This is a genomic window from Pseudomonas sp. KT_2_4 (assembly GCF_041410225.1).
Lineage (GTDB): Bacteria > Pseudomonadota > Gammaproteobacteria > Pseudomonadales > Pseudomonadaceae > Aquipseudomonas > Aquipseudomonas paracarnis.
Genome location: NZ_CP166962.1, coordinates 6,053,566 through 6,076,379, shown reverse-complemented (window position 1 = coordinate 6,076,379; position 22,814 = coordinate 6,053,566). Strand labels below are relative to the sequence as shown.

General features: G+C 60.1%; 19 protein-coding genes. 6 read left to right on the top strand and 13 right to left on the bottom strand.

Going from position 1 to position 22,814, the window contains the following annotated elements; genetic code table 11:
* The first annotated feature begins 126 nt into the window (after positions 1-126).
* Positions 127-882 carry a methyl-accepting chemotaxis protein gene (locus AB9N64_RS28080; protein ID WP_371360403.1) on the top strand — a complete coding sequence of 252 codons (756 nt, stop codon included), beginning with the start codon at positions 127-129 and terminating at the stop codon, positions 880-882.
* A gap of 128 nt (positions 883-1,010) precedes the next feature.
* On the opposite strand, the gene AB9N64_RS28075 is transcribed toward AB9N64_RS28080, so the two are convergent.
* The 4 genes from AB9N64_RS28075 to AB9N64_RS28060 are packed head-to-tail and all read right to left on the bottom strand — an operon-like array spanning position 1,011 to position 3,602.
* On the bottom strand, positions 1,011-2,324 hold the full coding sequence (locus AB9N64_RS28075; protein WP_201915289.1) for a sensor histidine kinase: 1,314 nt from the start codon (positions 2,322-2,324) through the stop codon (positions 1,011-1,013).
* Complete coding sequence (locus AB9N64_RS28070; RefSeq protein WP_003190268.1) at positions 2,321-2,989, bottom strand: response regulator transcription factor; 669 nt, start codon at positions 2,987-2,989, stop codon at positions 2,321-2,323. Before AB9N64_RS28070 ends, AB9N64_RS28075 begins: the two co-directional genes overlap by 4 nt.
* Complete coding sequence (locus AB9N64_RS28065) at positions 2,989-3,300, bottom strand: PepSY domain-containing protein (RefSeq protein ID WP_003190266.1); 312 nt, start codon at positions 3,298-3,300, stop codon at positions 2,989-2,991. The genes AB9N64_RS28070 and AB9N64_RS28065 overlap by 1 nt, the downstream gene beginning before the upstream one ends.
* A complete protein-coding gene (locus AB9N64_RS28060) occupies positions 3,300-3,602 on the bottom strand; it encodes a PepSY domain-containing protein (RefSeq protein WP_014717943.1) in 303 nt (100 codons plus the stop codon). Before AB9N64_RS28060 ends, AB9N64_RS28065 begins: the two co-directional genes overlap by 1 nt.
* A 158-nt stretch (positions 3,603-3,760) precedes the next feature.
* On the opposite strand from AB9N64_RS28060, the gene AB9N64_RS28055 reads away from it, so the two are divergent.
* The 4 genes from AB9N64_RS28055 to codA all read left to right on the top strand — a co-directional run bounded on the left by AB9N64_RS28055 (position 3,761) and on the right by codA (position 8,079).
* On the top strand, positions 3,761-4,840 hold the full coding sequence (locus tag AB9N64_RS28055) for a hypothetical protein (RefSeq protein WP_014717942.1): 1,080 nt from the start codon (positions 3,761-3,763) through the stop codon (positions 4,838-4,840).
* A 97-nt stretch (positions 4,841-4,937) separates the two neighbouring features.
* Complete coding sequence (gene queD, locus AB9N64_RS28050) at positions 4,938-5,294, top strand: 6-carboxytetrahydropterin synthase QueD (RefSeq protein ID WP_003190259.1); 357 nt, start codon at positions 4,938-4,940, stop codon at positions 5,292-5,294.
* A 230-nt stretch (positions 5,295-5,524) separates the two neighbouring features.
* Positions 5,525-6,793, top strand: a complete 1,269-nt coding sequence (gene codB, locus AB9N64_RS28045) for a cytosine permease (RefSeq protein WP_019818676.1) — start codon at positions 5,525-5,527, stop codon at positions 6,791-6,793.
* A gap of 50 nt (positions 6,794-6,843) precedes the next feature.
* A complete protein-coding gene (codA, locus tag AB9N64_RS28040; RefSeq protein ID WP_014717864.1) occupies positions 6,844-8,079 on the top strand; it encodes a cytosine deaminase in 1,236 nt (411 codons plus the stop codon).
* A gap of 9 nt (positions 8,080-8,088) precedes the next feature.
* Here codA and AB9N64_RS28035 read toward each other — a convergent pair whose 3' ends face one another.
* From AB9N64_RS28035 to AB9N64_RS28015, 5 genes are all read right to left on the bottom strand, one after another.
* Positions 8,089-10,239: a lipase family protein gene (locus tag AB9N64_RS28035; protein WP_102666743.1), complete on the bottom strand. Its 2,151-nt coding sequence runs from the start codon at positions 10,237-10,239 to the stop codon at positions 8,089-8,091.
* 13 nt (positions 10,240-10,252) lie between these two features.
* The gene (locus AB9N64_RS28030) at positions 10,253-11,032 is read right to left on the bottom strand and encodes a hypothetical protein (RefSeq protein ID WP_371359815.1); all 780 of its coding nucleotides are present in this window, start codon (positions 11,030-11,032) and stop codon (positions 10,253-10,255) included.
* Positions 11,025-11,861 carry a DUF4123 domain-containing protein gene (locus tag AB9N64_RS28025; protein WP_060767125.1) on the bottom strand — a complete coding sequence of 279 codons (837 nt, stop codon included), beginning with the start codon at positions 11,859-11,861 and terminating at the stop codon, positions 11,025-11,027. The genes AB9N64_RS28030 and AB9N64_RS28025 overlap by 8 nt, the downstream gene beginning before the upstream one ends.
* A complete protein-coding gene (gene tssI, locus AB9N64_RS28020; RefSeq protein ID WP_122301564.1) occupies positions 11,861-13,756 on the bottom strand; it encodes a type VI secretion system tip protein TssI/VgrG in 1,896 nt (631 codons plus the stop codon). The genes AB9N64_RS28025 and tssI overlap by 1 nt, the downstream gene beginning before the upstream one ends.
* 296 nt (positions 13,757-14,052) lie before the next feature.
* On the bottom strand, positions 14,053-15,039 hold the full coding sequence (locus AB9N64_RS28015) for a diaminopimelate epimerase (RefSeq protein WP_019818690.1): 987 nt from the start codon (positions 15,037-15,039) through the stop codon (positions 14,053-14,055).
* 349 nt (positions 15,040-15,388) lie between these two features.
* Here AB9N64_RS28015 and AB9N64_RS28010 point away from each other — a divergent pair, with 349 nt between their 5' ends.
* Positions 15,389-16,540 (top strand): MFS transporter, encoded by a 1,152-nt coding sequence (locus AB9N64_RS28010; protein ID WP_014717858.1) that lies wholly within the window; start codon positions 15,389-15,391, stop codon positions 16,538-16,540.
* Positions 16,541-16,548: 8 nt separating this feature from the next.
* Here the strand turns inward: AB9N64_RS28010 and AB9N64_RS28005 are convergent, their stop codons facing one another.
* The 4 genes from AB9N64_RS28005 to AB9N64_RS27990 all read right to left on the bottom strand — a co-directional run bounded on the left by AB9N64_RS28005 (position 16,549) and on the right by AB9N64_RS27990 (position 22,796).
* Positions 16,549-17,466 carry a type III secretion protein gene (locus AB9N64_RS28005; RefSeq protein WP_233086167.1) on the bottom strand — a complete coding sequence of 306 codons (918 nt, stop codon included), beginning with the start codon at positions 17,464-17,466 and terminating at the stop codon, positions 16,549-16,551.
* Positions 17,467-18,100: 634 nt separating this feature from the next.
* The gene (locus tag AB9N64_RS28000) at positions 18,101-19,120 is read right to left on the bottom strand and encodes a type III secretion effector protein (protein WP_172832669.1); all 1,020 of its coding nucleotides are present in this window, start codon (positions 19,118-19,120) and stop codon (positions 18,101-18,103) included.
* 234 nt (positions 19,121-19,354) lie between these two features.
* The gene (locus tag AB9N64_RS27995; protein WP_019818702.1) at positions 19,355-21,748 is read right to left on the bottom strand and encodes a TonB-dependent receptor; all 2,394 of its coding nucleotides are present in this window, start codon (positions 21,746-21,748) and stop codon (positions 19,355-19,357) included.
* A gap of 97 nt (positions 21,749-21,845) precedes the next feature.
* On the bottom strand, positions 21,846-22,796 hold the full coding sequence (locus AB9N64_RS27990; protein WP_019818704.1) for a FecR family protein: 951 nt from the start codon (positions 22,794-22,796) through the stop codon (positions 21,846-21,848).
* Between the last annotated feature and the right edge of the window lie 18 nt (positions 22,797-22,814).

The window sequence follows — 22,814 nt, the reverse complement described above, 5'->3', positions numbered from 1 at the left end:
GCCGGCTGGTTCAACCGCTTCCTCGACAAGCTGCAGCCGATCATTGCCGAGGTCAAACGCTCGGTGCAGGACGCCCGCGGCACTGCCGACCAGTCCGCGGCCATTGCCACGCAAACCAGCGCCGGCATGGAGCAGCAGTACCGCCAGGTGGATCAGGTGGCTACCGCATCCCACGAAATGAGCGCCACCGCCCAGGACGTGGCCCGCAGCGCCGCCCAAGCGGCCCAAGCCGCCCGAGATGCCGACCAGGCAACTCGTCAAGGCTTGACGGTTATCGACCGCACCACCGCCAACATTGGCGAGCTCGCCGTCGACATGAGCACCGCCATGACCCAGGTAGAGGGCTTGGCCGCCAACAGCGAACAGATCGGCTCGGTGCTTGAAGTGATTCGCGGCATCGCCGAGCAGACCAATCTGTTGGCGCTCAACGCCGCCATCGAAGCCGCTCGCGCCGGTGAAGCCGGCCGCGGTTTTGCCGTGGTCGCCGACGAAGTGCGCAACCTGGCGCGGCGCACCCAGGAATCGGTGGAAGAAACCCGCCTGGTGATCGAACAATTGCAAACCGGTACCAGCGACGTGGTCGGCTCCATGGGCAACAGCTATCGCCAGGCTCAGGGCAGCGTCGAACAGGTCGGCCAGGCCGTCACCGCCTTGCGCCAGATTGGCGATGCGGTCACGGTGATCAGTGATATGAACCTGCAAATCGCCAGCGCCGCCGAAGAGCAAAGCGCCGTGGCCGAAGAGATCAACAGCAACGTGGCGACCATTCGCGATGTGACCGAGTCGTTGTCGGAGCAGGCCAATGAATCGGCGCGGGTCAGCCAGGCGTTGAACAGCCTGGCAAATCAGCAGCAGGGGTTGATGGATCAGTTCAGGGTCTGAATGTAGCAAGGCTTTACTGTGGGAGCCGGGCTTGCCCGCGATGCAGACACCTCGGTATGTCAGGCAAACCGAGTCGATGCTATCGCAGGCAAGCCAGCTCCCACATTTTGAGCGGTGGTGTGTGAATGCTAGCGCCGTGGCAACTGGATCAATACCTTGAGCCCACCCAGCTCGCTCTCTTGCAGTTGCAACACCCCACCCCACACCTCAACGATATCCCGCACGATCCCCAAACCCAGGCCATGGCCAACCCTTTGCTCATCCAGGCGTGCGCCACGGCTGAACACTTGGTCGCGCTGGGCCTCGGGAATGCCGGGGCCGTCGTCTTCCACCGCCAGCCGATAGCCCTGGGGCGTCTCGCTAACGCTCAGGCGTACCTCGGCGTCCGCCCATTTACAGGCGTTGTCCAACAGGTTGCCCAGCAGTTCCAGCAGGTCTTCACGGTCCCAAGGCAGTTGCAGGCCCGGCGCCACCTGGTAGCTGAGGTCCAGGTGTTCGCCGTGGATCATGCGCAGGGTGGCCAGTAAACCGGGCAGTTCTTGTTCACAGTCAAACAACGCGCCCGGCAGCGCATCACCCGCCAGGCGCGCACGGTTGAGTTCACGGTTGAGGCGCTGCTGCACCTGCTCCAATTGCTCGCGCAGCAACTGGCTCAGTTGCGGATGATCCTTGAGGGCGTCACTGGAGGCCGCGCTCAACAACACTGCCAGCGGGGTTTTCAGCGCATGCCCCAGGTTGCCGAGGGCGTTGCGCGAGCGCTTGAGGCTGTCTTCGGTGTGCGCCAACAGGTGGTTGATTTGCGCCACCAGTGGCTCCAGCTCAAGCGGCACCTGAGTATCGAGTTGCGAGCGCTGGCCTTGTTGCAGTTGCGCGATCTGGTTACGTGCGGTCTCCAGGGGGCGCAGGGCACGGCGCACGGTGACCCGTTGCAGGATCAGCACCAGCAGCAGCGCCGCCAGCCCCATCACCAGGCCGACCTGGCGCATCAGGCGAAAGCTTTCGCGCACAGGCGTGTAGTCCTGGGCCACGCTGATGGAAATCGGTTGGCCAAAGCGCTTGTAGTCCGAGCGCAGCACCAACAGTTGCTGGCCTTCGGGTCCCAGTTGCAGGTTGCCCTTGAGCCCCGCCACCGGGAGCCGGGGCAATTCCTGGTCCCACAGTGAACGAGAGCGCCAATGCACATCGGCAAAGTCGATACGAAAGTAGTGCCCGGAAAATGGCCGTTGGTACGCCGGCGACAGGCGTTGCTCATCCAACTGCACGCCGTTGGGCCCACGCACCAGCGCCACCAGCAGGTTTTCGCTGTCGTTGCGCAAGCCCGCTTCAAGGTAGCGCTGCAAACCCGCCTCGAACAACCACAGGCTGGTTTGCGCCAGCACCACGCCGACGATCACCATCACGCTGATCAACCCCAGGCTCAAGCGCCGCTGGATCGACCTCATGCCGGAGTGGCGCCGAATCGGTAACCCTGACCGCGTCGGGTCTCGATCACGCTGCGTCCCAATTTGCGCCGCAGGTGGTTGACGTGCACCTCCAGCACATTGGAGTCGCGTTCGGTCTCACCGTCATACAAGTGCTCGGCAAGGTGGCTTTTGGACAGGATCTGTTCGGGATGCAGCATGAAATAGCGTAACAAGCGAAACTCGGCAGCCGTCAACTGGATCTCGGCGCCGTCGCGTAGCACGCACTGGCGACCTTCATCCAGATGCAGGCCGGCGGCTTGCAGGGTGGGCTGGTTCGTCTGGCCGTGGGAGCGGCGCAACAGCGACTGGATGCGCAGGTACAGCTCTTCAGGGTGAAAGGGTTTGCTCAGGTAATCATCGGCGCCGGCCTTGAGCCCTTCGATGCGCTCGGCCCAGGAATCGCGGGCGGTAAGGATCAGCACCGGGATGGCCAACGCGGCGGCGCGCCATTGGGCCAGCACATCAAGCCCGGGCAAACCGGGCAGGCCAAGGTCGAGAATGATCAAGTCATAGGGCTCGCTGCGCCCTTGATACACGGCGTCCCGGCCGTCGGCCAGCCAGTCGACTGCATAACCCTGGCGCTGCAGGCCGGCCATCAGTTCGTCGGCCAGGGGCACGTTGTCTTCCACCAGGAGCAGGCGCATCAGTCTTCCTCATCTTTGATCAGGTCGCCATTGGTGGCATCCAGCTTGATCTCGCGCACCACGCCCTCGGTGGTCACCAGTTCCACTTCATAGGCGTATTGCCCGTGTTTCTTTTCCAGTTCGGCCTCCAGCAGCCGCGAGCCGGGGTATCGCGCCATGGCCTGCTGCAACAGCTGTTCCAATGGCAGGATCACGCCTTGCTGGCGCAGGGCCAGGGCTTCGTCCTGGTTGAGGTCGCGGGCCGCCAGGCTGGAACAAAACACCATGAGCACCAGCGCCACGCGACTGCCGACGCGTAAATTTACCTTCATTACGTATCCTGATGATTCTTGAGAACCTGCCCGGTGAGCGCATTCAATTCAACATCCCATTCAATGCCGTCGGTATCTCGTAGCTCGACTTCATAAACGTACTTGCCGTATTCCTCATCCAAATCGGTGTCCAGCAGCGTCGAACCAGGGTGAAGGGCCAGGGCCGTAGCGTCCAATTGATCGAAAGCGACAATTGTAACAGTGGCCGGCACGATCAGTGGCTTGTCGGGGTCCACGGCGGCGGCCGGGGTCGCCGTAACGAGGATGATAGCGGCGGCGCCCAGGGCAGTGAGGCGCTTCATGATAAGTCTCCGTTACATGATGTTTTCCTACGCCGGCCACGGTACGCGCTGCAACTTAACTGAAACTGAATTGCCACCATGGCAATTCCGGTTAAGCCATTTTTCCCACTGCCTGCGAGATTTCTTATACTGCCCCGCTCGCCTCAACAGAGACCGGTATGACAGCCATCCATATCAAGTTCCCGGCCTTGACCCTCAAGGCCGGCAAACGCGCCTTCACCCGCATCCGCGAGCAGGGCCTTGCGCCTGCCGACGTCGGTATCCTCCCCGGCGCGGCGGGCGGCCCCAAGGCCCTGGGTATCCAAGGGCTGGACCTGGCGCTGTTCGGTGACTGGTTGCCCCGTGCGCCGCGCGAGCGTGCGCTGATCGGCGCGTCCATCGGCTCGTGGCGGTTCGCCAGCGCCTGCCTGCCCGACCCGGTGCAAGGTTTGCTCGACCTGGGCCGCCTGTACAACGAGCAGCGCTTTGCCAAAGGCGTGACCATGGCGCAAGTCAGCCAGAGCTGCCAACGCATGCTCGACGACCTGCTGGCCGGGCGCGATGCGCGGGTGCTGGACAACCCCGACTATCGGCTGAACATCATGGTGGTCAAGAGCCACGGATTGCTCGCCGATGACCACCGTGGGCGGCTGGGGCTGGGCCTGTCATCGGTGATTGCCGATAATCTGCGGGGCCGCGCACGGCTGTCGCGGCATTTCGAACGGCTGATCATCCACGACCCGCGCCAGGCGCCTCCGGTACACCCCCTGAAAGATTTCCCCTCGCGCTTCCTCACCCTGGACGTGGGCAACCTGCGCCAGGCGTTGCTCGCGTCCGGCTCGATCCCCATGGTCATGCAAGGCGTGCGCGACCTGCCCGGTGCCGGGGCCGGCACCTACCGCGACGGCGGCCTGCTGGATTACCACCTCGACCTGCCCTACCACGGCGATGACATTGTGCTGTACCCGCACTTTACCGACCGGGTCATCCCCGGCTGGTTCGACAAGGGCCTGCCATGGCGACGCAGCAACCAGCAGGGCTTGCAGGATGTGTTACTGCTGGCGCCGTCCAGGGACTACCTGGCCCGCCTGCCCCACGGCAAGCTGCCAGATCGCAGCGACTTCAAGCGTTTCATGGGCGATGATCCAGGCCGCAACAAATATTGGCAAACTGCCATGAGCGAGAGCCAACGACTGGGGGATGAGTTTTTGGCATTGGCGGATAACGGCAAGCTCGGCGACCGTTTGCTAACCCTTTGACCGCATGGGTGCCTGCGGCCGAGGGGCGGTATGCGCAGAGGTTGAGCAAACTGTTAAACTCGCCGCCTGCCAGACACCTGACCGAGCTGAAAACACTGTGGAAATCTTCAAAGAGTTTACCTTCGAATCCGCCCACCGCCTGCCCCACGTACCGGAAGGCCACAAATGCGGGCGTCTGCATGGGCACTCGTTCAAGGTGGCCATCCACCTGAGCGGCGACCTGGATCCCCATACCGGCTGGATTCGCGACTTCTCGGAGATCAAAGCGATTTTCAAGCCGCTCTATGAACGCCTCGACCACAACTACCTCAATGACATTCCCGGCCTGGAAAACCCCACCAGCGAAGTGCTGGCCAAGTGGATCTGGAATGAACTGAAACCCTTGCTGCCGGAACTCAGTGCGATCCGTATCCACGAGACGTGCACCAGTGGCTGCATCTATCGCGGTGAGTAAGAACCACCTGCGGGTGGTTTTTTTCGAAGCGCCGGCGGGCTGATCCATTTGGGAAACCCGCACAGACGCTGTTCGACTGAGCCAGTTTGGCTCACCGCTGCACTGCTTTTGCGCTGATTGGGAGGGGGCGGCCTTATAAAAGGCTTGCTCCCGTCAGCCCATACCTGCCTGCACCTGCATTGGCACGCAGGATGCACACGACCTGGGTCACCACTCAGGGAGCAGCCCCCATGACGCAGCAAGAACCCGGCAACGACTACCCTCTCAGCGAAGTCCCCTTGCACGCGCGTAAGGGCCTGGCCTCTACGGCCATGGTGTTGCTGGGGTTCACCTTTTTTACCGCGACCATGTTCGCCGGCGGCAAGCTGGGGGTAGCGTTCAGCTTCATGGATATGCTCGGCGTCGTGGCCCTGGGTAACCTGTTGTTGGGTATCTACGCCGCAGGCTTGGGTTACATCGCGTTCAAGAGCGGCTTGAACTCGGTGTTGATGGGGCGTTTCTGCTTTGGCGAAGTGGGCAGCAAGCTCAGTGACTTGATCCTCGGTTTTACCCAGATCGGCTGGTATGCCTGGGGCACAGCCACGGCTGCGGTGGTATTAGGCAAGTATTTCCAATTGAGCCAAGGCAGTGTGCTGGGGCTGATGGTGGTATTTGGCTTACTGTTCTGCGCCACCGCCTACGTGGGGTACCGCGGCTTGGAAATCCTGTCCTACATCGCGGTACCGGCCATGGGCATCCTGTTGACGCTGTCGATGTGGGTCGCCACCGTGAAGGTCGGCGGGTGGGAGGGGCTGCTGGCGGTGGTGCCCAGCGCTGAGCTGGACTTGTCCACCGCCATCACGCTGGTGTTCGGGACCTTTGTCAGCGGGGCAACTCAGGCCACCAACTGGACACGGTTTTCGCGCTCGGCCAAGGTTGCGGTGCTGGCCAGCCTGATCGGCTTTTTTGTCGGCAACGGCTTGATGGTGCTGATCGGGGCCTATGGCGCCATCGTCTATCAGCAACCGGATGTAGTGGAAGTCTTGCTGCTGCAAGGTTTCGCCACGGCGGCGATGGCGATGTTGCTGCTCAATATCTGGAGCACCCAGGACAACACCATCTACAACTTCGCCGTCGCCGGTTGCAACTTGCTGCGCACCCAGCGTCGCAAGAGCGTGACCCTGGCCGGCGCGGTGATCGGCACCCTGCTCGCCTTGTTCGGCATGTACGACCTGCTGGTGCCGTACCTGATCCTGCTGGGTACGGTCATCCCGCCGATAGGAGGCGTGATCATGGCGGACTTCTTTTATCGCTATCGCGGCCACTATCCCCGCTTGGCAGAGGCTCGCTTACCGGCGTTCAATTGGCCAGGTCTGATCGCGTATGGGGTGGGCACCGTGGTCGCATTCAACTCGCCGTGGGTCGCGCCGTTGGTGGGAATTTTTGCCGCATCGCTGACCTATGTGCTGCTCAGCGCCATACTACGCGCCATGACCGCCTGGACATCGGTATCGCCCTGAGGATCTGGCGGCTGTCTGCCTGATTGTTTTTAGCCAAGAGGAACTTGCCCATGCACATCATCAATGCCCGCCTGCGCAACCGTGAAGGCCTGCATGATCTGCACCTGGAACACGGCCGGATCGCCAGCATCACTGCGCAAACGGGGGAGCCGGCGCTGATGGCCGGCGACTTGGACGCCGCCGGCAACCTGGTCATACCGCCCTTTGTCGAGCCCCACATCCACCTCGACGCCACCCTCACCGCCGGCGAGCCGCGCTGGAACATGAGCGGTACGCTGTTTGAAGGCATCGAGTGCTGGGGCGAACGCAAGGCCACCATTACTCTGGAAGACACCAAGGCCCGGGCCAAAAAAACCATTCAGACCCTCGCCGCCCATGGCATCCAGCATGTGCGCACCCATGTCGACGTCACCGACCCGGACCTCACCGCACTCAAGGCCCTGCTGGAGGTACGTGAAGAGAGCACGCACCTGATCGACCTGCAAATCGTCGCCTTTCCCCAGGAAGGCATCGAGTCCTTCCGCAATGGTCGTGAGTTGATGGAAGAAGCCATTCGCCTGGGTGCCGATGTGATCGGTGGCATCCCGCACTTCGAATACACCCGCGACCAAGGCGTGAGTTCGGTGAAGTTCCTCATGGACCTGGCCGAACGCACCGGTTGCCTGGTGGACGTGCACTGTGACGAAACCGACGACCCCCACTCACGCTTTCTCGAAGTCCTAGCGGAAGAAGCCCGCAGCCGCGACATGGGTGCCCGCGTGACCGCCAGCCATACCACCGCCATGGGTTCCTACGACAATGCTTACTGCGCCAAGCTGTTTCGCCTGCTGGGGCATTCCGGCATCAGCTTTGTCTCGTGCCCCACCGAAAGCATCCACCTGCAGGGCCGCTTCGACAACTTCCCGAAACGGCGCGGTGTCACCCGTGTGAACGAACTGCTTGAGGCCGGCATGAACGTGTGTTTCGGCCAGGATTCCATCGTCGATCCCTGGTACCCGCTGGGTAACGGCAACATTCTGCGAGTACTGGAGGCCGGTCTGCACATCTGTCATATGCTCGGTTACCGCAATTTGCAAAACGCCCTGGACCTGGTCACCGACAACAGTGCCAAAGCCATGGCCCTGGGTGATCGTTATGGGTTGCAAGCAGGCCGCCCGGCTAACCTGTTGATCCTGTCGGCCGACAGCGACTACGAAGTCATACGTAGCCAGGGCTTGCCGCTGTACTCGATTCGCAACGGCAAGGTGCTGATGAAGCGGCAACCGGCGCAGGTAGAGTTTATGTAACCGCGCGGGTTAGACGATTGAGTCGATGTCCAGCGTTTGCCCCCGTGCCTGTTCGTCGTGGGCAGGCGGCGGGATGCTGGCGAATTGGGCCGGCTCACGATTCTCGCGGTGGCTGAACCAACGTTTGAGGCTCGATTGGAGATGTGCAGAACGGGCATGGCTGCCGTAGACATCGCGGGCTTCCAGGCGTCGCCAGCGCAGGCTTGCCAAGCGCTCACGACTGGTGTGCAACCGGTCGATCTCTGCGTTCAAGGCATCAGTAGGTTCATGGCTACGATCATTGGCAGGGCGCCGTAGCGCAAGTTCACGCCGCTTGGCCCGGAGTTGCTCGCGCATGTCTTCAAAGGCCCGGTCGAGCAGCTCGAACTCCCTCTGGGTCACCAACGCGCCCTCACTCTCCAGGGTTTGTTGCCAGCGGCGCAATGTCGCCCACGCCGCGGGGATGTAGCTGGTGGTCATGAAGTGCTGGTCGGCTTGAAACAGCTGCCTCAGCACATTATCGCGCTCGGGCATGTCGCCCTGCAGTTGCAATGCGCGGTTGCAACCCGCTTCTTGGAGGGATTCACAGCCAGGCTTCCATAACACCGAGGAGTGGCTGCCATCCGGGAGCGTGATCGGCATGAAGTGATATTGCTCGCCATGATGTCGATAAGGGTTACCACCCACCCGCACCAGCCCTGCGGCGAACAACAGGCCACCGGGCACGGGGTGGCTGAATAGCGTGATGGCTCCGGGAATCCAGAGCTTGGCGGTGGTATTCATCCAGGGTGCCGGGACGCTGGGGACAGGGTCGTTGTGGTTGACGATGCGGTGGTGGACCAATGTTGAGGCGCCGGCAGTGAATTCGGCGTCGGCGGCGCGGGGGGCGCCGTAGGTGTAGAGCAGAATGTTGTAGTGGGCGTCTGGGGTTCGGCGCAGTCCTTCGGCCAACAGCAATGCAATGGCGCCGCCGAGGCTGTGACCGCAAATTACGATGCGCTGACCTGTGTGAAACTGATCAAGATATTGCAATACGAAATTACGCATAGCCCGATAGGCCTGGTAAAAACCATCGTGTGCTTTTCCAATACCGCCTTCAAAAGCCACCTGATGGGCGTCGGCGTCACGTAATGCGTCGGCACGGCTGACCGTTCCTCGCACAGAAATCAGGATGGCTTCATCGTGGTGGGTGATGAAAGCCTGGGTGTCAGTACCGAATTTTTCATCATCGAAAAAGTGCAAGCGTGCGGGGTGTTCCTGTTCTTCCTTCCGTTCCGGGCGATTTTGTGGATACAACTGCGGATCGAAAGGCAGGATTTCGAAGCGTTGGGAGTAAGGGATATCTTCGTAGAGGGGGTAAAAACGGTGTGATTGCTTCGGATCAATTCGCCAGGCTTCGTGATACACCGAAAGCTGTTCAGCGAATAAATTTCCAACGCTCGGATCTAACGGAAACCGAACTTCGTCTAACGGTCTTTCTGCGGGGACCTGCCCAAAATCGCAGTAACTCAACGCAGCAAACAATGCCAGTTGGTATAGGTTCAAGGCGCAGAAGCTGTCTTCGGTGGATAACATTGGGCGTAACGCCCGTAGGGGTCGTACTTCTAGAACGGTGTGCTTGTTGGGGAACAGTACGATACCCACCAATGAGGGCTGAGGCGGGCCGAAGCCCAGATCGGCCATCATTTTCAATGCGTGACGCTTGGGTCGCAAAGCTGACGAAGCAGGTCGGGGCAGATGAGCGCTATGGCGTACCAAATCGCTTACTTCAACCTGATAAACTCCATCCGCTTGTGGGTAGGCAGGCGCCCCCTCAACGCGTCTTCCGTCAGCACTAGCAAAAAAAGTTCGCTCAGCGCGAATTTGAAGTTCGGTGATAGGTAGTTTGTACGTTCGGCGCGTTCTTAGCTGGTAGTACGGCTCCTCAGTCCCGCTATACAAATCATCCAACATGAGAACAACAGGGCCGCAATAGAAATCCTGCAGACTGGCAAAACCCTCACCATTCAATTTACCGACGTACTGCCTCCCTGAACTGTCATGGACCGAAAATGATAGTCCGCCATAGGCTTTTCCATTGCCCGCCATATCGACTAAACGAAAACTTACCCAGTGCCCTTTCAATGCGCAAGCAGGCATTCGTTCACTGAAAAAAGCGTGCTTCCATGCATCCAGCTTCATGAATTCGTCCTTGTTATTGGCATGTTGGATAGACGTCGCATATGCGCCCGTCCGGCATTTTTATGGGTTTGAAGTCCGTGGTGTTACCTGCGCAATATGCAAAAAGGTCTTCGAAACTCTTGCCTCTGCATCGCCGCCATCCACCCGGCACAGCTACCCACCTATCATCAAAGGCAGGTAACTCATCCTCACTGACAGATAGCACCAACCTCAGCTTTTTCCCCGGTAATTGCGGACGTTGCGCCACGCCCCCTACCCGCGACTCTTGCAACTTGCCCATCGAATCCAATGAATTGCAGATCAGAAGTTTTCTAATCGCGTGCAAAGGCCCGACCGTCCGAAAGTGCCATTTACATTGCCCACGTATTTCCTGCACACCCGACTCGGGCATCCCAGGTAGGTCGGCCTCCAAACGGTCGCGAATGGAAATACTCCCGAAATTCCCGCCCACATCCGTACTCCGCGTCCCCCACTTCGCATAGAAGTCAAACTCCACACTGCGTAGTACCAACGAACAACCCTCTACCGTTTCAGTCAATGGCAACTCATAACTCACGCTGCTCGCTACAGGCTTGTAGTCTGTAAAAAAGACTTTTCGCTCAGGTCTTTTGCCTCGCCGCCGAGGCAAGGTGCAGGTCTCACCCGTTGCGGGCCGGTAGTTGGCAGCCGTTTTAAGTTCAAATTGCGCCGGCAAATCCACCTCCAATGTAAAACGCTCCACCGTCCTCCCCGTACACCCCGAAAGCCACGCACCCGTAATAACCACCAGCACCCACCCTATCCACCTATTCACCTTTCCCTACCTCGCTGTGCCACTGCTCCATCACTCGTTCAAAATGCTCCCCTGGCGCCTCGCCAATCCTCGGTAACCAATGAATAACACTGCTGCCGGTCGCCTCTGCCAACCGGCGTACCACCAGGAACTCGAGCTGCGCCGGCTCCCGCCATTGCCAGCTGCGTGCCTGCTCCAGTACCTGGGCCAGCCAAATCCTGGGGTCTTGGAATTCGACCAATGCCGCCAGGTCTTCACTGTGCTCAGCCAGCAGGTAGCGCAGGATATTGGCGTGCAGGATGGCTTCGGCGTGAGGGTTGGGTGTGTCGAGCCACGGCGCTGGATCAGGCGCAGGGTAGTCGCCCGGCGCAGGATTTTCGTGGTGATGCCAACGGCCTTCATGCCAATAGCACACGCTGATCAGTGGTCCGAGGTAGGCGGGCCAATGCTCTTTGCCCAGATGGGCCAAGGCACGGGCCAGGGTGCGATTGTCGTGAATGCGATAAAGCACCTGACGGCCTTCTGGCGCCACCCGCAGTCTCTCGCGCCAATGGCGCGCCACACCCACCAGGTCGCTGGCCGACAGGCTGGCGAGCCAGCCCCAGTTCGACTCGGGGTGTAGCAACAGGTCGGCCAAGGCAGGCTCATTCAGTTGTTCCAGTAACAGTATGAGCGGGCCTGTATTCGCCAACTCCGCCGCAGCGGTCTCGCTGTAGAGGTTGCAATAGTGCGACGGAGCACGGTTTGCCATCAGGCGTTGGCGAGCCTCGTGGTTACCATCAAGCATCAGGCACAATGGGTGTCCGCTCTGCTGTTGTTGGGCCATCCAACAATGGAGCAAGCTGTCCATCAGGCCGCCCTCCCTGGGATATCGCACAGGCCTTCGCGGCAGCCTTCGCACAGAGGGCAAAAGTCGGCGCCCAGTTGCTTGGCCAAGTCCATGATGACGTTTTGCACAGCAGAGATTTGCGTGCCGGCAACCCCTGATGGGTTCACCGAACGGCTTGCAGACGGCGAACCGCCCAGAGTGATGGACCGGCTGCTGGAAATACTGCCGGCTTGCATCACCAGGTGTTCCCCGCCTGCCTTCAAGCTCAGTTGTGCGCCGGCCTCTATCACCAGGCTGGCGCCGGCCTTGAGATGAACCTGCTGCCCGGCTTCGATCAACAAGCTCTTGCCAACGCGAGTCACGCTATCGCCCTCCACCTCCAGGCGACTGTCATGCCCCACCCGTTGCTCCAGGTCACGCTGGGCACGCAGGTAGATAAGTTCTTCGCCGCGCCGGTCTTCCAAGTGCAACTCGTTGGCGCCTCCGCCGCCCGGCGAGCTGCGGCTACGCAGTACGCTGCGTGTCTTGTGCTGCGGCAAAGCGTACGCCGGCAAGTGCGATGCATTGGGCAGGCAACTGGTGACAAGGGGTTGGTCCGGGTCGCCCTCCAAAAAGCTCACCAGCACTTCCATGCCCACCCGTGGAATGACCATGGCGCCAAACCCATCACCCGCCCAACCGGACGCCACGCGCAGCCAACAACTGCTCGTCTCGTCGCCCTTGTCCGCGCGATCCCAATGAAAGCGCACCTTCACACGGCCATAGGCATCGCAGTGCACGTCCTCGCCGGCAGGCCCGGTTACCGTCGCGGTCTGGCTGCCACTGATCGTCGGTTTGGGGTGCTTGAGGGCAGGTCGATGCACTGCGCGCCAGGGGGTTGCGGTGAACCGGTTGCGATAGCCTTGGAACCCATTGGCATCAACGATCGACTCCTCCATCACCTGCGGCTGGTAACCCTCATGACGCACCGAGGTCAGCAACCATAAGTCGTTGCAGGCTGGGTCCGGGTGATCGCACAGTTCAAGGAAGTGGCCACTGCATAGCGCCGGTTGATCGCTCTTGCCCAGCACTCGATGGCGATCACGCTGGTGACGCTCCAGGCTGCGTCGCGCCAGCTTCGCACCACGTGCATGGCCCGTAAAGCCAGCAGGGTAGCCATAGTCTTCCAAAGGATCCGCCGGCCCGGCACCGGCTTGGTCATGCAGGCGAAACGAAGGGTGCTCGAAGTCATAGTCACGACGTACGGTGCGCCGGCTGCGCGTGACCAGGCGCCGGTCGAAACGTTGGACGACCGGGGCCCCAAGCGATGGATCAGCCGAGGAACAATAACGCTGTACCGGCAACCGGCGAAACACCGTCTGGTCATCACCAAACACCAGCAGATGATTCTCTGCGCTGTGACGAAAGTGATAGTGAATGCCCTCCTCTTCACACAGCCGTTGGATGAAATGCAGGTCGGACTCCCTGTACTGCACGCAAAAGGCGCGTGGTGGATACACCACCGGCCCGAGCTCAAAGGCATAGGCGTCGGCGAAGATGCCGTGCTGTTCGAGGACCGCAACAATGATCTGCGGTACGCTGCGCTGCTGGAAAACCCGCTGGTCGCAACGATAGGCAAGGGATGCCAGACGTGGCGCCAGTGTCAGGTGATAAAGGGCGAGCCGCATACCGGGATCATCCCGACCGATGGCAAAGATTTGCCCATGCAAGCCCTGACCTGCTTCGCCCAAGTGCAGATAGGCGGGTTGATGAAGCAATGCCTCCAGGTCAAGGGAGGGGTCTTCGCTGACTAACTGCACCTGTATAAAGTAGGGCTGGTCGAGGGCTTCGCTGCCTTTGAATGCCACTATCTGAAAATCTGTCTTTATACCTGCAAGGACCAATTTGAAACGTGACGAAACAAACGCGTTAACCATCCTTTGTTACCCGTCTTCAACTTTTCGTTTGAACAGCTTTCCCTCGTCAACGCCATTTGGATTGAGAAAAAGCACCTGAATGCGCTAAAGCTTAGCGATTTCAGGCGACTTTCGGCCCTTCAGAAATAATAAAGAAGTTTCGTACAGCAAAGATGGAAGTGTCTTTTACAGAATATAAACACAGCCAAAAAATCATCTAATAATTAGAGGCAAACTCTGACTGCGGCTTGTACTCTCTTAACTGAGTTTTAAGGAAACGGCTGACGCTTATTTAAGGCATCAGTCATTTCCGATGTTCAGACTTTTAATTGCGCTGTCCCGAAAAGACTAACACTCAGCACGTTTCCTGATTCGATCTGCAAGCGCACTGGCGCCGTGCCACCCGGCATTACCACCGCTACGTCGCCCCCCTCAACCCAACCTGCTCGCCATGCCGCGCACGCCACTGCACTGGCGCTGGTCCCCGAGGACGCCGTAGGCCCCTCTCCTCGCTCAAATACGCGTGCGATGATTCGATTGCCAGCGTCTCGAGCAGCCCATTGCAGGTTGACCCCACCGACACAGGGTTGGCCGCACCCTGCCGGCGGTGCAAAAGCGATGGCCTTCAACTGCTTGAAAAGTACCGACTGATGCATCGTGTCACAGCCTGGCAATGCCGAAACCTGCTCAACCAGCGTCACACAATGGGGGTTGCCAACCCGGACAAATTGACTGCTCCCCCATTGCGGATTGAGCGACGTCAAGGCTGCCACATGACTGAGTTCATGCCGCCCCACAGCCACCGGGCTCACGCCAACCGCCCCCACCGCCAAGGGGCCAAACTCGGGCCGGCCCAAGGCCAGCCAGAAGCCTGGCACCTGTTCATGCTCAGCCGGCTCGACACAGGTGATTACGGGCGATACCGCATCCGGCTTGTCGTGATACACCCGCAACTCGCTGCCATGGACCAGCAAACCCTGGTCGGTCAACGCTTGGGCAAAGATAGTCAGCCCATTACCACTGCGTTCGGCGAGAGAGCCGTCGGTATTGATGATCAGCAGATCAAACGGTGGCTGGGCCTGAAATGGCCCGACCAACAAACCATCGCAGCGATGCGCCTTGGCACCAGCAGGACGCGGCAACGAACCCCAACCACATTCCGACGCAATCGCCGATGCGGCCCACGCCTTACGCGTGCTCGCAGCCAAGCCGGCAGTGTCGGGCACGGCAATACCCTGGCGGCATAAATAGGCGGGGCTGACCACCCCATAGATATTGCCGCGCGCGTCGTAGAATCGGGTCATAACCACACCAACCGGAAATTCTTCATCGGTTCGTCCGTTCACTTATCTACTATCGGGACAGCAGCGTATTACACAACAGCCGGTCTGTGGGAAGTGAGCTGGAAGGTGGTAATCCGCCGCAAGAAACCTGGGGTTCAACCACTCCCCGCAGGGATTACACACCTTCCAGCCCACCTCCTACAGGCTCGATCATTTCTACGTGGTGACCGGCCACCAAAGCGTTCCGTGTTTGTAAAAAGAATGCCTCACGCCCCGTAACACCTAGGGAACCCGATTCGCTCAAGAGGGCCTGATATGCAAGGATGTCGCGCCGGACATCGTTCGTTGAACGCCAAACCAAGGATTTTCCATGACTGCCATTCCCACTCCTGCCCCCGTGGTTCCCGGGCGACTGGAGCAGATGTCGACCCGCATCGCTTTTTTTATCGCAGGTTTTGGTATCGCCGCCTGGGCGCCGCTGGTGCCGTACGCCAAGGCGCGTGCGAATCTGAATGAAGGCACCCTTGGCCTGCTGCTGTTATGCCTGGGGGTGGGGTCGATCATCGCAATGCCGGCAGCGGGCGCGCTGGCCTCGCGTTACGGTTGCCGACGCGTGCTGAGCGCAGGGACACTGATGATCTGCCTGGCCCTGCCGATGCTGGCCACCGTCAGTTCCATCCCGTTGCTGATTGCCGGGTTGTTCCTGTTTGGCGCAGGCCTGGGCACCGTGGACTCCACCGTGAACCTGCAAGCGGTGATCGTTGAGCGCGCCAGTGGCAAAACCATGATGTCGGGTTTCCATGGTTTGTTCAGCCTGGGGGGCATTGTCGGCGCTGCGGGGGTTGCGGGGTTGCTGGGCCTGGGCCTGTCGCCATTGCAGGCGACCCTGGTGGTGGTGGTTATTACACTGGCGGCGCTGTTGAAGGCTGCACCGCACTTACTGCCTTATGGCAGTGAAAGTTCGGGGCCGGCATTTGCAGTGCCCCATGGTGTGGTGTTGTTTATCGGTTGCCTGTGTTTCATCGTGTTCCTGGCTGAAGGCGCCGTACTGGATTGGAGCGCTGTGTTCCTCAGTGCCGAGCGCGGCCTGGATGAGGCTTACGCCGGCCTGGGCTACGCGGCATTTGCCTTGACCATGACCGCTGGACGCCTGACCGGTGATGCGATTGTTCGACGCCTGGGCCCCACGCGGGTCATCGTGATGGGCGGCACGCTGGCCTGTGCCGGCTTGCTCCTCGCGACGCTATTGCCTGCGTGGGAAACTGCGCTGCTGGGGTATGCGCTGGTGGGGGCCGGGTGTTCGAATATCGTGCCGGTGCTGTACACCGCCGTGGGTAAGCAAACGGTAATGCCGGAGCATATTGCAGTGCCTGCCATCACCACATTGGGCTACGCCGGCATTCTCGCCGGCCCCGCCGTGATTGGTTTTATCGCCCACGGCAGCAGCTTGAGCACTGCCTTCATCCTGATCGCCGTATTGCTGGCGGCGGTGGCCATCAGCGGCAAAGTCCTAAAGGTGTAGCTTGCCTTTCAGCGTGCCTTGCGTGCGGCGTCTTGCTCATGCCACCGTTCGAGGCTTTTGTTGCTGAGCCACCCCTCTTTGTGAGGCGGGCCAAATAGTCGTGTGCCATTGGCGCGCTCCAACGAAGGCAGCAAACCTGGACGCTCAATAATGTTCTTCGCGGTGTAGACACAGAGTTCGCTGTATTTGGACTGGGGCATGCCCGTGGACGCATCCAGCACCGGCGCGCCCTGCTGATCAACCTCATGCGGGTCCTGCATGACCTCCCGCAGCCTGGCTATTTCAACATACTGATGCGGTTCAAACAGGTAGGTTCGGTCCATGGCCTTGTCTCTCAACAGCGGAAACTGGCTTTGTAGCGCCTCCACCACCTGCGCATTGCCTTGCGCATGAAACGGGTCCTGACTGAACTCGGTTGCCGAGCTGTTCCCCTGCAACGCTTGGGCCGCCGCGCGGAGGCTGTCACGGGTGATATCGCCGTCACGACTGAAGATCGCGTCACTTAACCGCGGGCGCTTGAGCATTTCCCCGACGACCTGAATCACGCCGTCCAACGCCTCGCTTTCACCCATAGGATGAACGGCGATCCGCTGCAAAGACATCCACGTCAAGCGCCCATCATTCAGAAAGGAGTGCAGCAGGCCGAAGGATTTTTCCAGGGCCTTCGCCAGTTGGTTGTCCGTTGAGCTAGCACCCGGCGGGGTACCACTGGCCCGCCCAAGGGGAAAGTTCTGCAAGTCACGATGGCGCAGAGCGGACAATGTTCCGCGTAAAAGAAAAGGCTTGCGCGAACCCTCGCCCGACGTCGATGAAGGGGGTTGATGCCAAGTCTCAGGGTGGATGGCCGCTGATGACGTAGTTGAGTGTACGGCCGGCTTGTCGGGGGGCAGAGGCCGTCCGGAAGGTAATACACCCTCGATTGTCATGGGTTTTCTCCAACACTTTTCAGATGCATATCCGCAGGGTGATTTTTACCTTGATGGGCAAAATCAACGAATGGACTCTACCCAGGCAGGCACCTCATGTGTGGTTGGAGGAACTCGGCAGTTCCGAGTCAACGATACCTACCAATGACAATATGTAAAACCGTGGTCAGCCGCGGTTAAACCAGCTTGCGCCTACGCCACCAGCCTGCCAGGCAATTGATCAACCCCGTGTCGTTCAACGAATCGGCGCCCTCCCCCCTGACCTGCGGGTCTGCCAGCATGCCCCGGGAAAAGTCGTCCGACACGGGCGCCTGGAACTACGCTCGCCGGCATAAGCCTTCATACGCCGTGCTTCTGCCTCATATTCCGTCGACGCAAAAGGGAAGCTACGCGAGGGGCCGCGCTCCTTGGATACTGGTGGACTTGTACGTTGGGTACTGCGCAACAGGTCGATGGGACCGTTTGGGGAAGAATTAAACGAGGCTGAAGTCATATGTTTTCCCTCATTCAGAATCTGAAAAGCGGCGGGTCGAATTACAACCGCAAGTATCACCTCTGTGGCAAATGGGCGTAATTCGTTCCTTGAAACATATTGGACTGGCGCCGCCCCCGAGAGGCCGCGCCTGAAGAGCGGTCAGCGGGACAACAAGTACAGTCCTGTACGGCTGATTTTCCCGTCGTCATCTTTACTGGCGCGGTTATCCATTTTCTCCAGCAGATCACTGCGCTTGCGTATTATTTCCTGGGATAACTGAATCAGATGGTCCTTGGCTGCGTCGCCGGTAAGTGGCTGGCAGGCCCACTTTTTCAGGTCGCGGATTTTAAGGCTTGAGCCCCCGCTCCCGTTTTTCAACTCGTCGAAATGCTCAAGCAGCTCACCGGCCAGTTCCTTGTCGCTCTTGTACTTGAAGTAGTTTTCTCCTTTGATTACCGCGTTCAGGCTGTGCCGGTCGATCAGGCCATCCAAAGCGCCCGTGGAACCGTGCCGGTCCAATGCGGCCATCAGTTCCGGACGTCGTAGCAGTTCATTGGCCAGGCGAATGTTCTCGTTCATGACGGGGTTGGGCGACCACCCTCTTTTTGCCATTGCAAGAATGCTGTCAACGCTAATGGAACCAGGGTTCTTCGGGTCTCTGAAGGCATTGAAGTTATCGCGCAACTGCTGCGCCAGCTCTTCTCTATTTTTCAGCGAGTACTGCGGATCAGGCCTGCCGGGGGCGGGCGGATACGGCCGACCTGCAGTGGGGTCCGGCCTCGGTGGCGGATTACTCCCAATGGGGTTCGGCCTGGGTGGCGGGTTGCTGCAACCTGGGTTCGGCTTTGGCGGCGGATGCCCACAGCCAGGATGCATAGACGGCCGATGTCCGAAGAACCAATGACTGATCCAGTGCGGGAGTTGGCCCAGGAAATTCTGCATCGCCGGTGGTCTGTGGTGATGTCCACGCACGTCAGCTGCGGAGGTGGGTGCCTGGGGGTTACCGAATACCGGCCCGGCTTTGTTGTCCCCCGATTGAAAATTCACATGGGCAGCATTCTGGCCCTTGAAGGAAGGTGCAGCCTGGCGCGTGTTTTTGACCTCGGCCTTGGCGCTGGCCTGTGAAAGGTCAGGCGTTGATGAAGCAGAGACGGGTGTATCCAACATCGATACCGACATAAGTTTCTCCATACAGTGGGCGATTTTCAGCTTGTCGCTCCAACGCAGTGTCGAAGCCCATCAGCTTTCCCATGTGTGGTTTTGCGTCGGAATCAGTTCCTGATCCAGCCATAATCTGTGCTGTGGTGATGTAGGAAACAGAGTGTGGTCTTGCAGCAATGAGTGCGCGGAGCGCTTTGCCCAGGCAAAAAAAATCGCCCCCCTGAGGTTGCGATTTTCCCCAGAGACGACAGATCAGAACCCGACGCTTGCCTGTACAAAGAAGGTGCGAGGCTCGCCCAGGTACAAGCCGGCATTGTTATCGCTGGAGCGCGTGTAATGCTGCTGGTCGAAGACGTTTTTCACGCCCACACCCAGCTTCAGGTTCGACAACTGCGCGCCGAAGTCATAACCGCTGCGCACGTTGACCGAGACATACCCTGGGATATCACCGTATTGACCATCCGCGGTGCCTTGGGTGATGTAGGTGGTTCCGGTGCCTGGCGCCCGTTGGCCGGACTGGGCATAGACATCCAGGTTGTGGGTCCAGTGGTTGACGTCGTAACGCAGGCCCAGGGTCGCCACTTGGCGGGAATACAGTGGCAGGTCGCGGCCCTTGAACGGCACATCACCTTCGGAGGTGGCCTTGGTGTAGGTGAAGCCCGCGTTGGCGGTCAGGCCGTCGAGGCGCGGGTCGAGGTTGGACAGGTCGTAATGGGCCGATGCTTCGATGCCGCTGTGCTTGGTGGCGCCGAGGTTGGTCCAGCCCACGTCATTGCTGACGTATTGCAGTTCATCCGAGAAGTCGATGTAGAACAGCGTCACTTCGCCGCCCCAGACGCTGTCGTTGTAGCGCGTACCGACCTCGTAGGTCTTGGCCTTTTCCGGGTTCAGGCCGTTGGCCGTCTGGTCGCCGGTACCGCCCTGGCCCAGTTGGAAATACTGCAGGCTGCCGAAGGAGGTTTCGTAGTTGGCGAACAGTTTCCAGGCGTCAGACACGTGGTACATCACGCTCAGCGCCGGCAGCGGTTCGTTGTTGTGGACCTCGCGGCGTTTTTCCTCTGTACGCTTGCCGTTCAGGGCCACGACTGGGCGGTCATGCCATTCGGTACGGATATCTTCAAAGCGAATGCCCGGGGTGATGGTCCATTTGCCAATATCGATTTTGTTATCGATATAGAAGGCGTTGGCTTCAGTGCCCCCCGTGCGGTCCTGATACACGTGACCGTCGCTCTGCCCGCCCGGCGTCGGTACGTTGTTGACCAGGTTCAGGCTGGTGGCCTCCTCGTGCATGCCTTCTTTGAGGTAGCGATAGCCCACGCTGACTTCCTGGGTACTGGGCCCCAGGTCAAACACATGGGACACACGCGGCTCGATGCCGAAGGTGTAGTAGGTGCGCGGGTAGGAACTGAGGGTCTTGAGGTCGCGGTTGGCAATGTTGCTGCCACGGAAACTGTCGGAATAGTAAGTCAGCACTTCGGCCTGGGTGCGGTCGTCGATCTGGCGGATGTACTTGAAGGAGATGTCCTTGCGGCGCCCGCTGAAGTTGTCCCAGTCACGCACCGATTGGTACGGGTTGGCATCGAACTGCTTCTGGGTCAGGCCGCCGGGCATATCGGCGCTGGCATCGTAATAGTGGAAGTTCAGCGAGAAATCGTCTTGATCGGTCGGCGCCCAGTGGGTCTTGAAGATCACATCATCGATGTCGTTGCCGTTGTTGCTGTTGCGGTAACCGTTGCCATTGACTCCGGAGTACAGCAGCGCGGCACCGATACCGTTGTCGGCCGTGCCGCCGATAAAGGCGTTTTCCACATGCTTCCAGCCCCCGTGGGCAGACGTTTGCAGGGTGGTGCCGACTTCCCCGGAGAAGTCCTGCGGGATCGCACGGGTTACGAAGTTGATCACGCCGCCGACGTTCTGTGGCCCATAACGCACCGAACCCGCGCCACGGACAACGTCGATACTTTCCAGGTTACCGGCAGAAATCGGCGCCATCGACAGCTGTGGCTGGCCGTAGGGAGCGAATGCAGCCGGTACGCCGTCGATCAGCACGGTGGAGCGCGGCGACAGGCGTGACGTCAGCCCGCGCACACCGACGTTTAGGGAAATATCACTGCCGCCGGTGCCGTTGGATTCCTGCACTTGCACGCCAGGCACACGGCGCAGCACATCACCGACGTTCATCGCGCCCTGCTCTACCATGGCCTCGCGGCGAATAACCGTGCGCGCACCGGGGTGGTTCTGCACCACTTCGGCATCGGCGTCGGCAAGCCAGTCGCCCACCACTTTGATATCGGTGACCCCCAGTTCCAGCGGTGAGCCCGCTTCACCGGTGCCGCTGCGCACCGGACGCAAGGTCACGGAGCCGGCGTCAATCTGGTAATCCAGGCCACTGCCTTGCAGTAATTGCCGCAGGGCTTGTTCGGGCGAGAGGTTGCCATCGACCGCGGGAGCTTGCTTGCCAGCCACCATATCGGGGCTGAAGAACACTTGCAGCGAGGTCTGCTGGCCCAATTGGCTCAAGGCTGCGCCGAGGGATTGGGCACGAATGTGGATGCCCTCGGCAGCCTGTGCGGTACTGATGGCAACGGCCAGGGCCAAGGGCGCCCAGCGGGAAATTTTATTGTTGTGAAGAGCAAGTTTTTTCACGTCGAACCTAGTCCTGTGATCGCAAGCATGCGCAGCCGTTAATGCAAACCAGTTGCAGTTGTACGAGAAGACGAAGAACTCGAAAAAAACCTGAACGTCAGCGTGAAATAATTTCCTGGCTACCGTCCGGCAAAGTGCGCAAGGCGACCGGCAGGATGTGGGGCAAGGCCTTGAGCAAAGCGTCGGTGTCGCTGGATTTGAAGACGCTGGTCAAGCGCAGGTTGCCCACCGCTGCCGTACTGACCCGCAGCGGTTGCTCGCGGTAGCGCGACACTTCCCGCGCCACGTCTACCAGGGTGGCGTTGTTGAACACTAGTTTACCGCTGCGCCACGCGGTCAGTTCTTCAGGGTTCACCGCGTAGGCCGCCGCCACTTGGCCTTGGGGATCGACATGGGTGCCACGCCCGGCGGTGAGCGTGACGATGTGATCGGATGCCCGGCCCTGCACCTTGACCGTGCCGGCTTCGACCGCCACGCGGGTCTGGTCCGCCTCCCGACGTACATCAAAGCGCGTGCCGGTGACGGTCACCTGCCCTGCCCCGGCTGCGACCACAAACGGGCGTTCGGCGTCATGTTGCACGCTGAACATCGCCTCGCCCTGCTTGAGCTCTACGCCCCGACGGCTCTTTTCGTAGCGAACCGCGACCACGCTGCGGCTGTTGAGGTCCATCACGGAACCGTCAGGCAAGGTCACCTGACGATGCTCGCCTAACCGCGTGCTGAATTCGGCATTGTAGGGCTTTGGCTGCCCCAGACCGCTGTACGCACCCAGGCCCACTGCAACGGCGACCACACTGGCGGCCACGGCATAACGCAGCAGCGCACGCCGTCCAAGGCGCTCGGTTGGCGCATCGCCCAGCGCCTGCAAGCGGGCCTTGGGCAGCAAATCCGTCGCACTCCATAGCCCTTGCAGCACATCGATTTCGTACTGATGCGCGGGCTGCGACCTGCGCCAGGCATCGAAACGTTGACGTTCCTGGGCGCTCAATGGGCCGTCTTGCAGGCGTACAAACCACTGCGCGGCCTCATCACGGACACGGTTATCCATCGTGGAAGATCCTGTTTC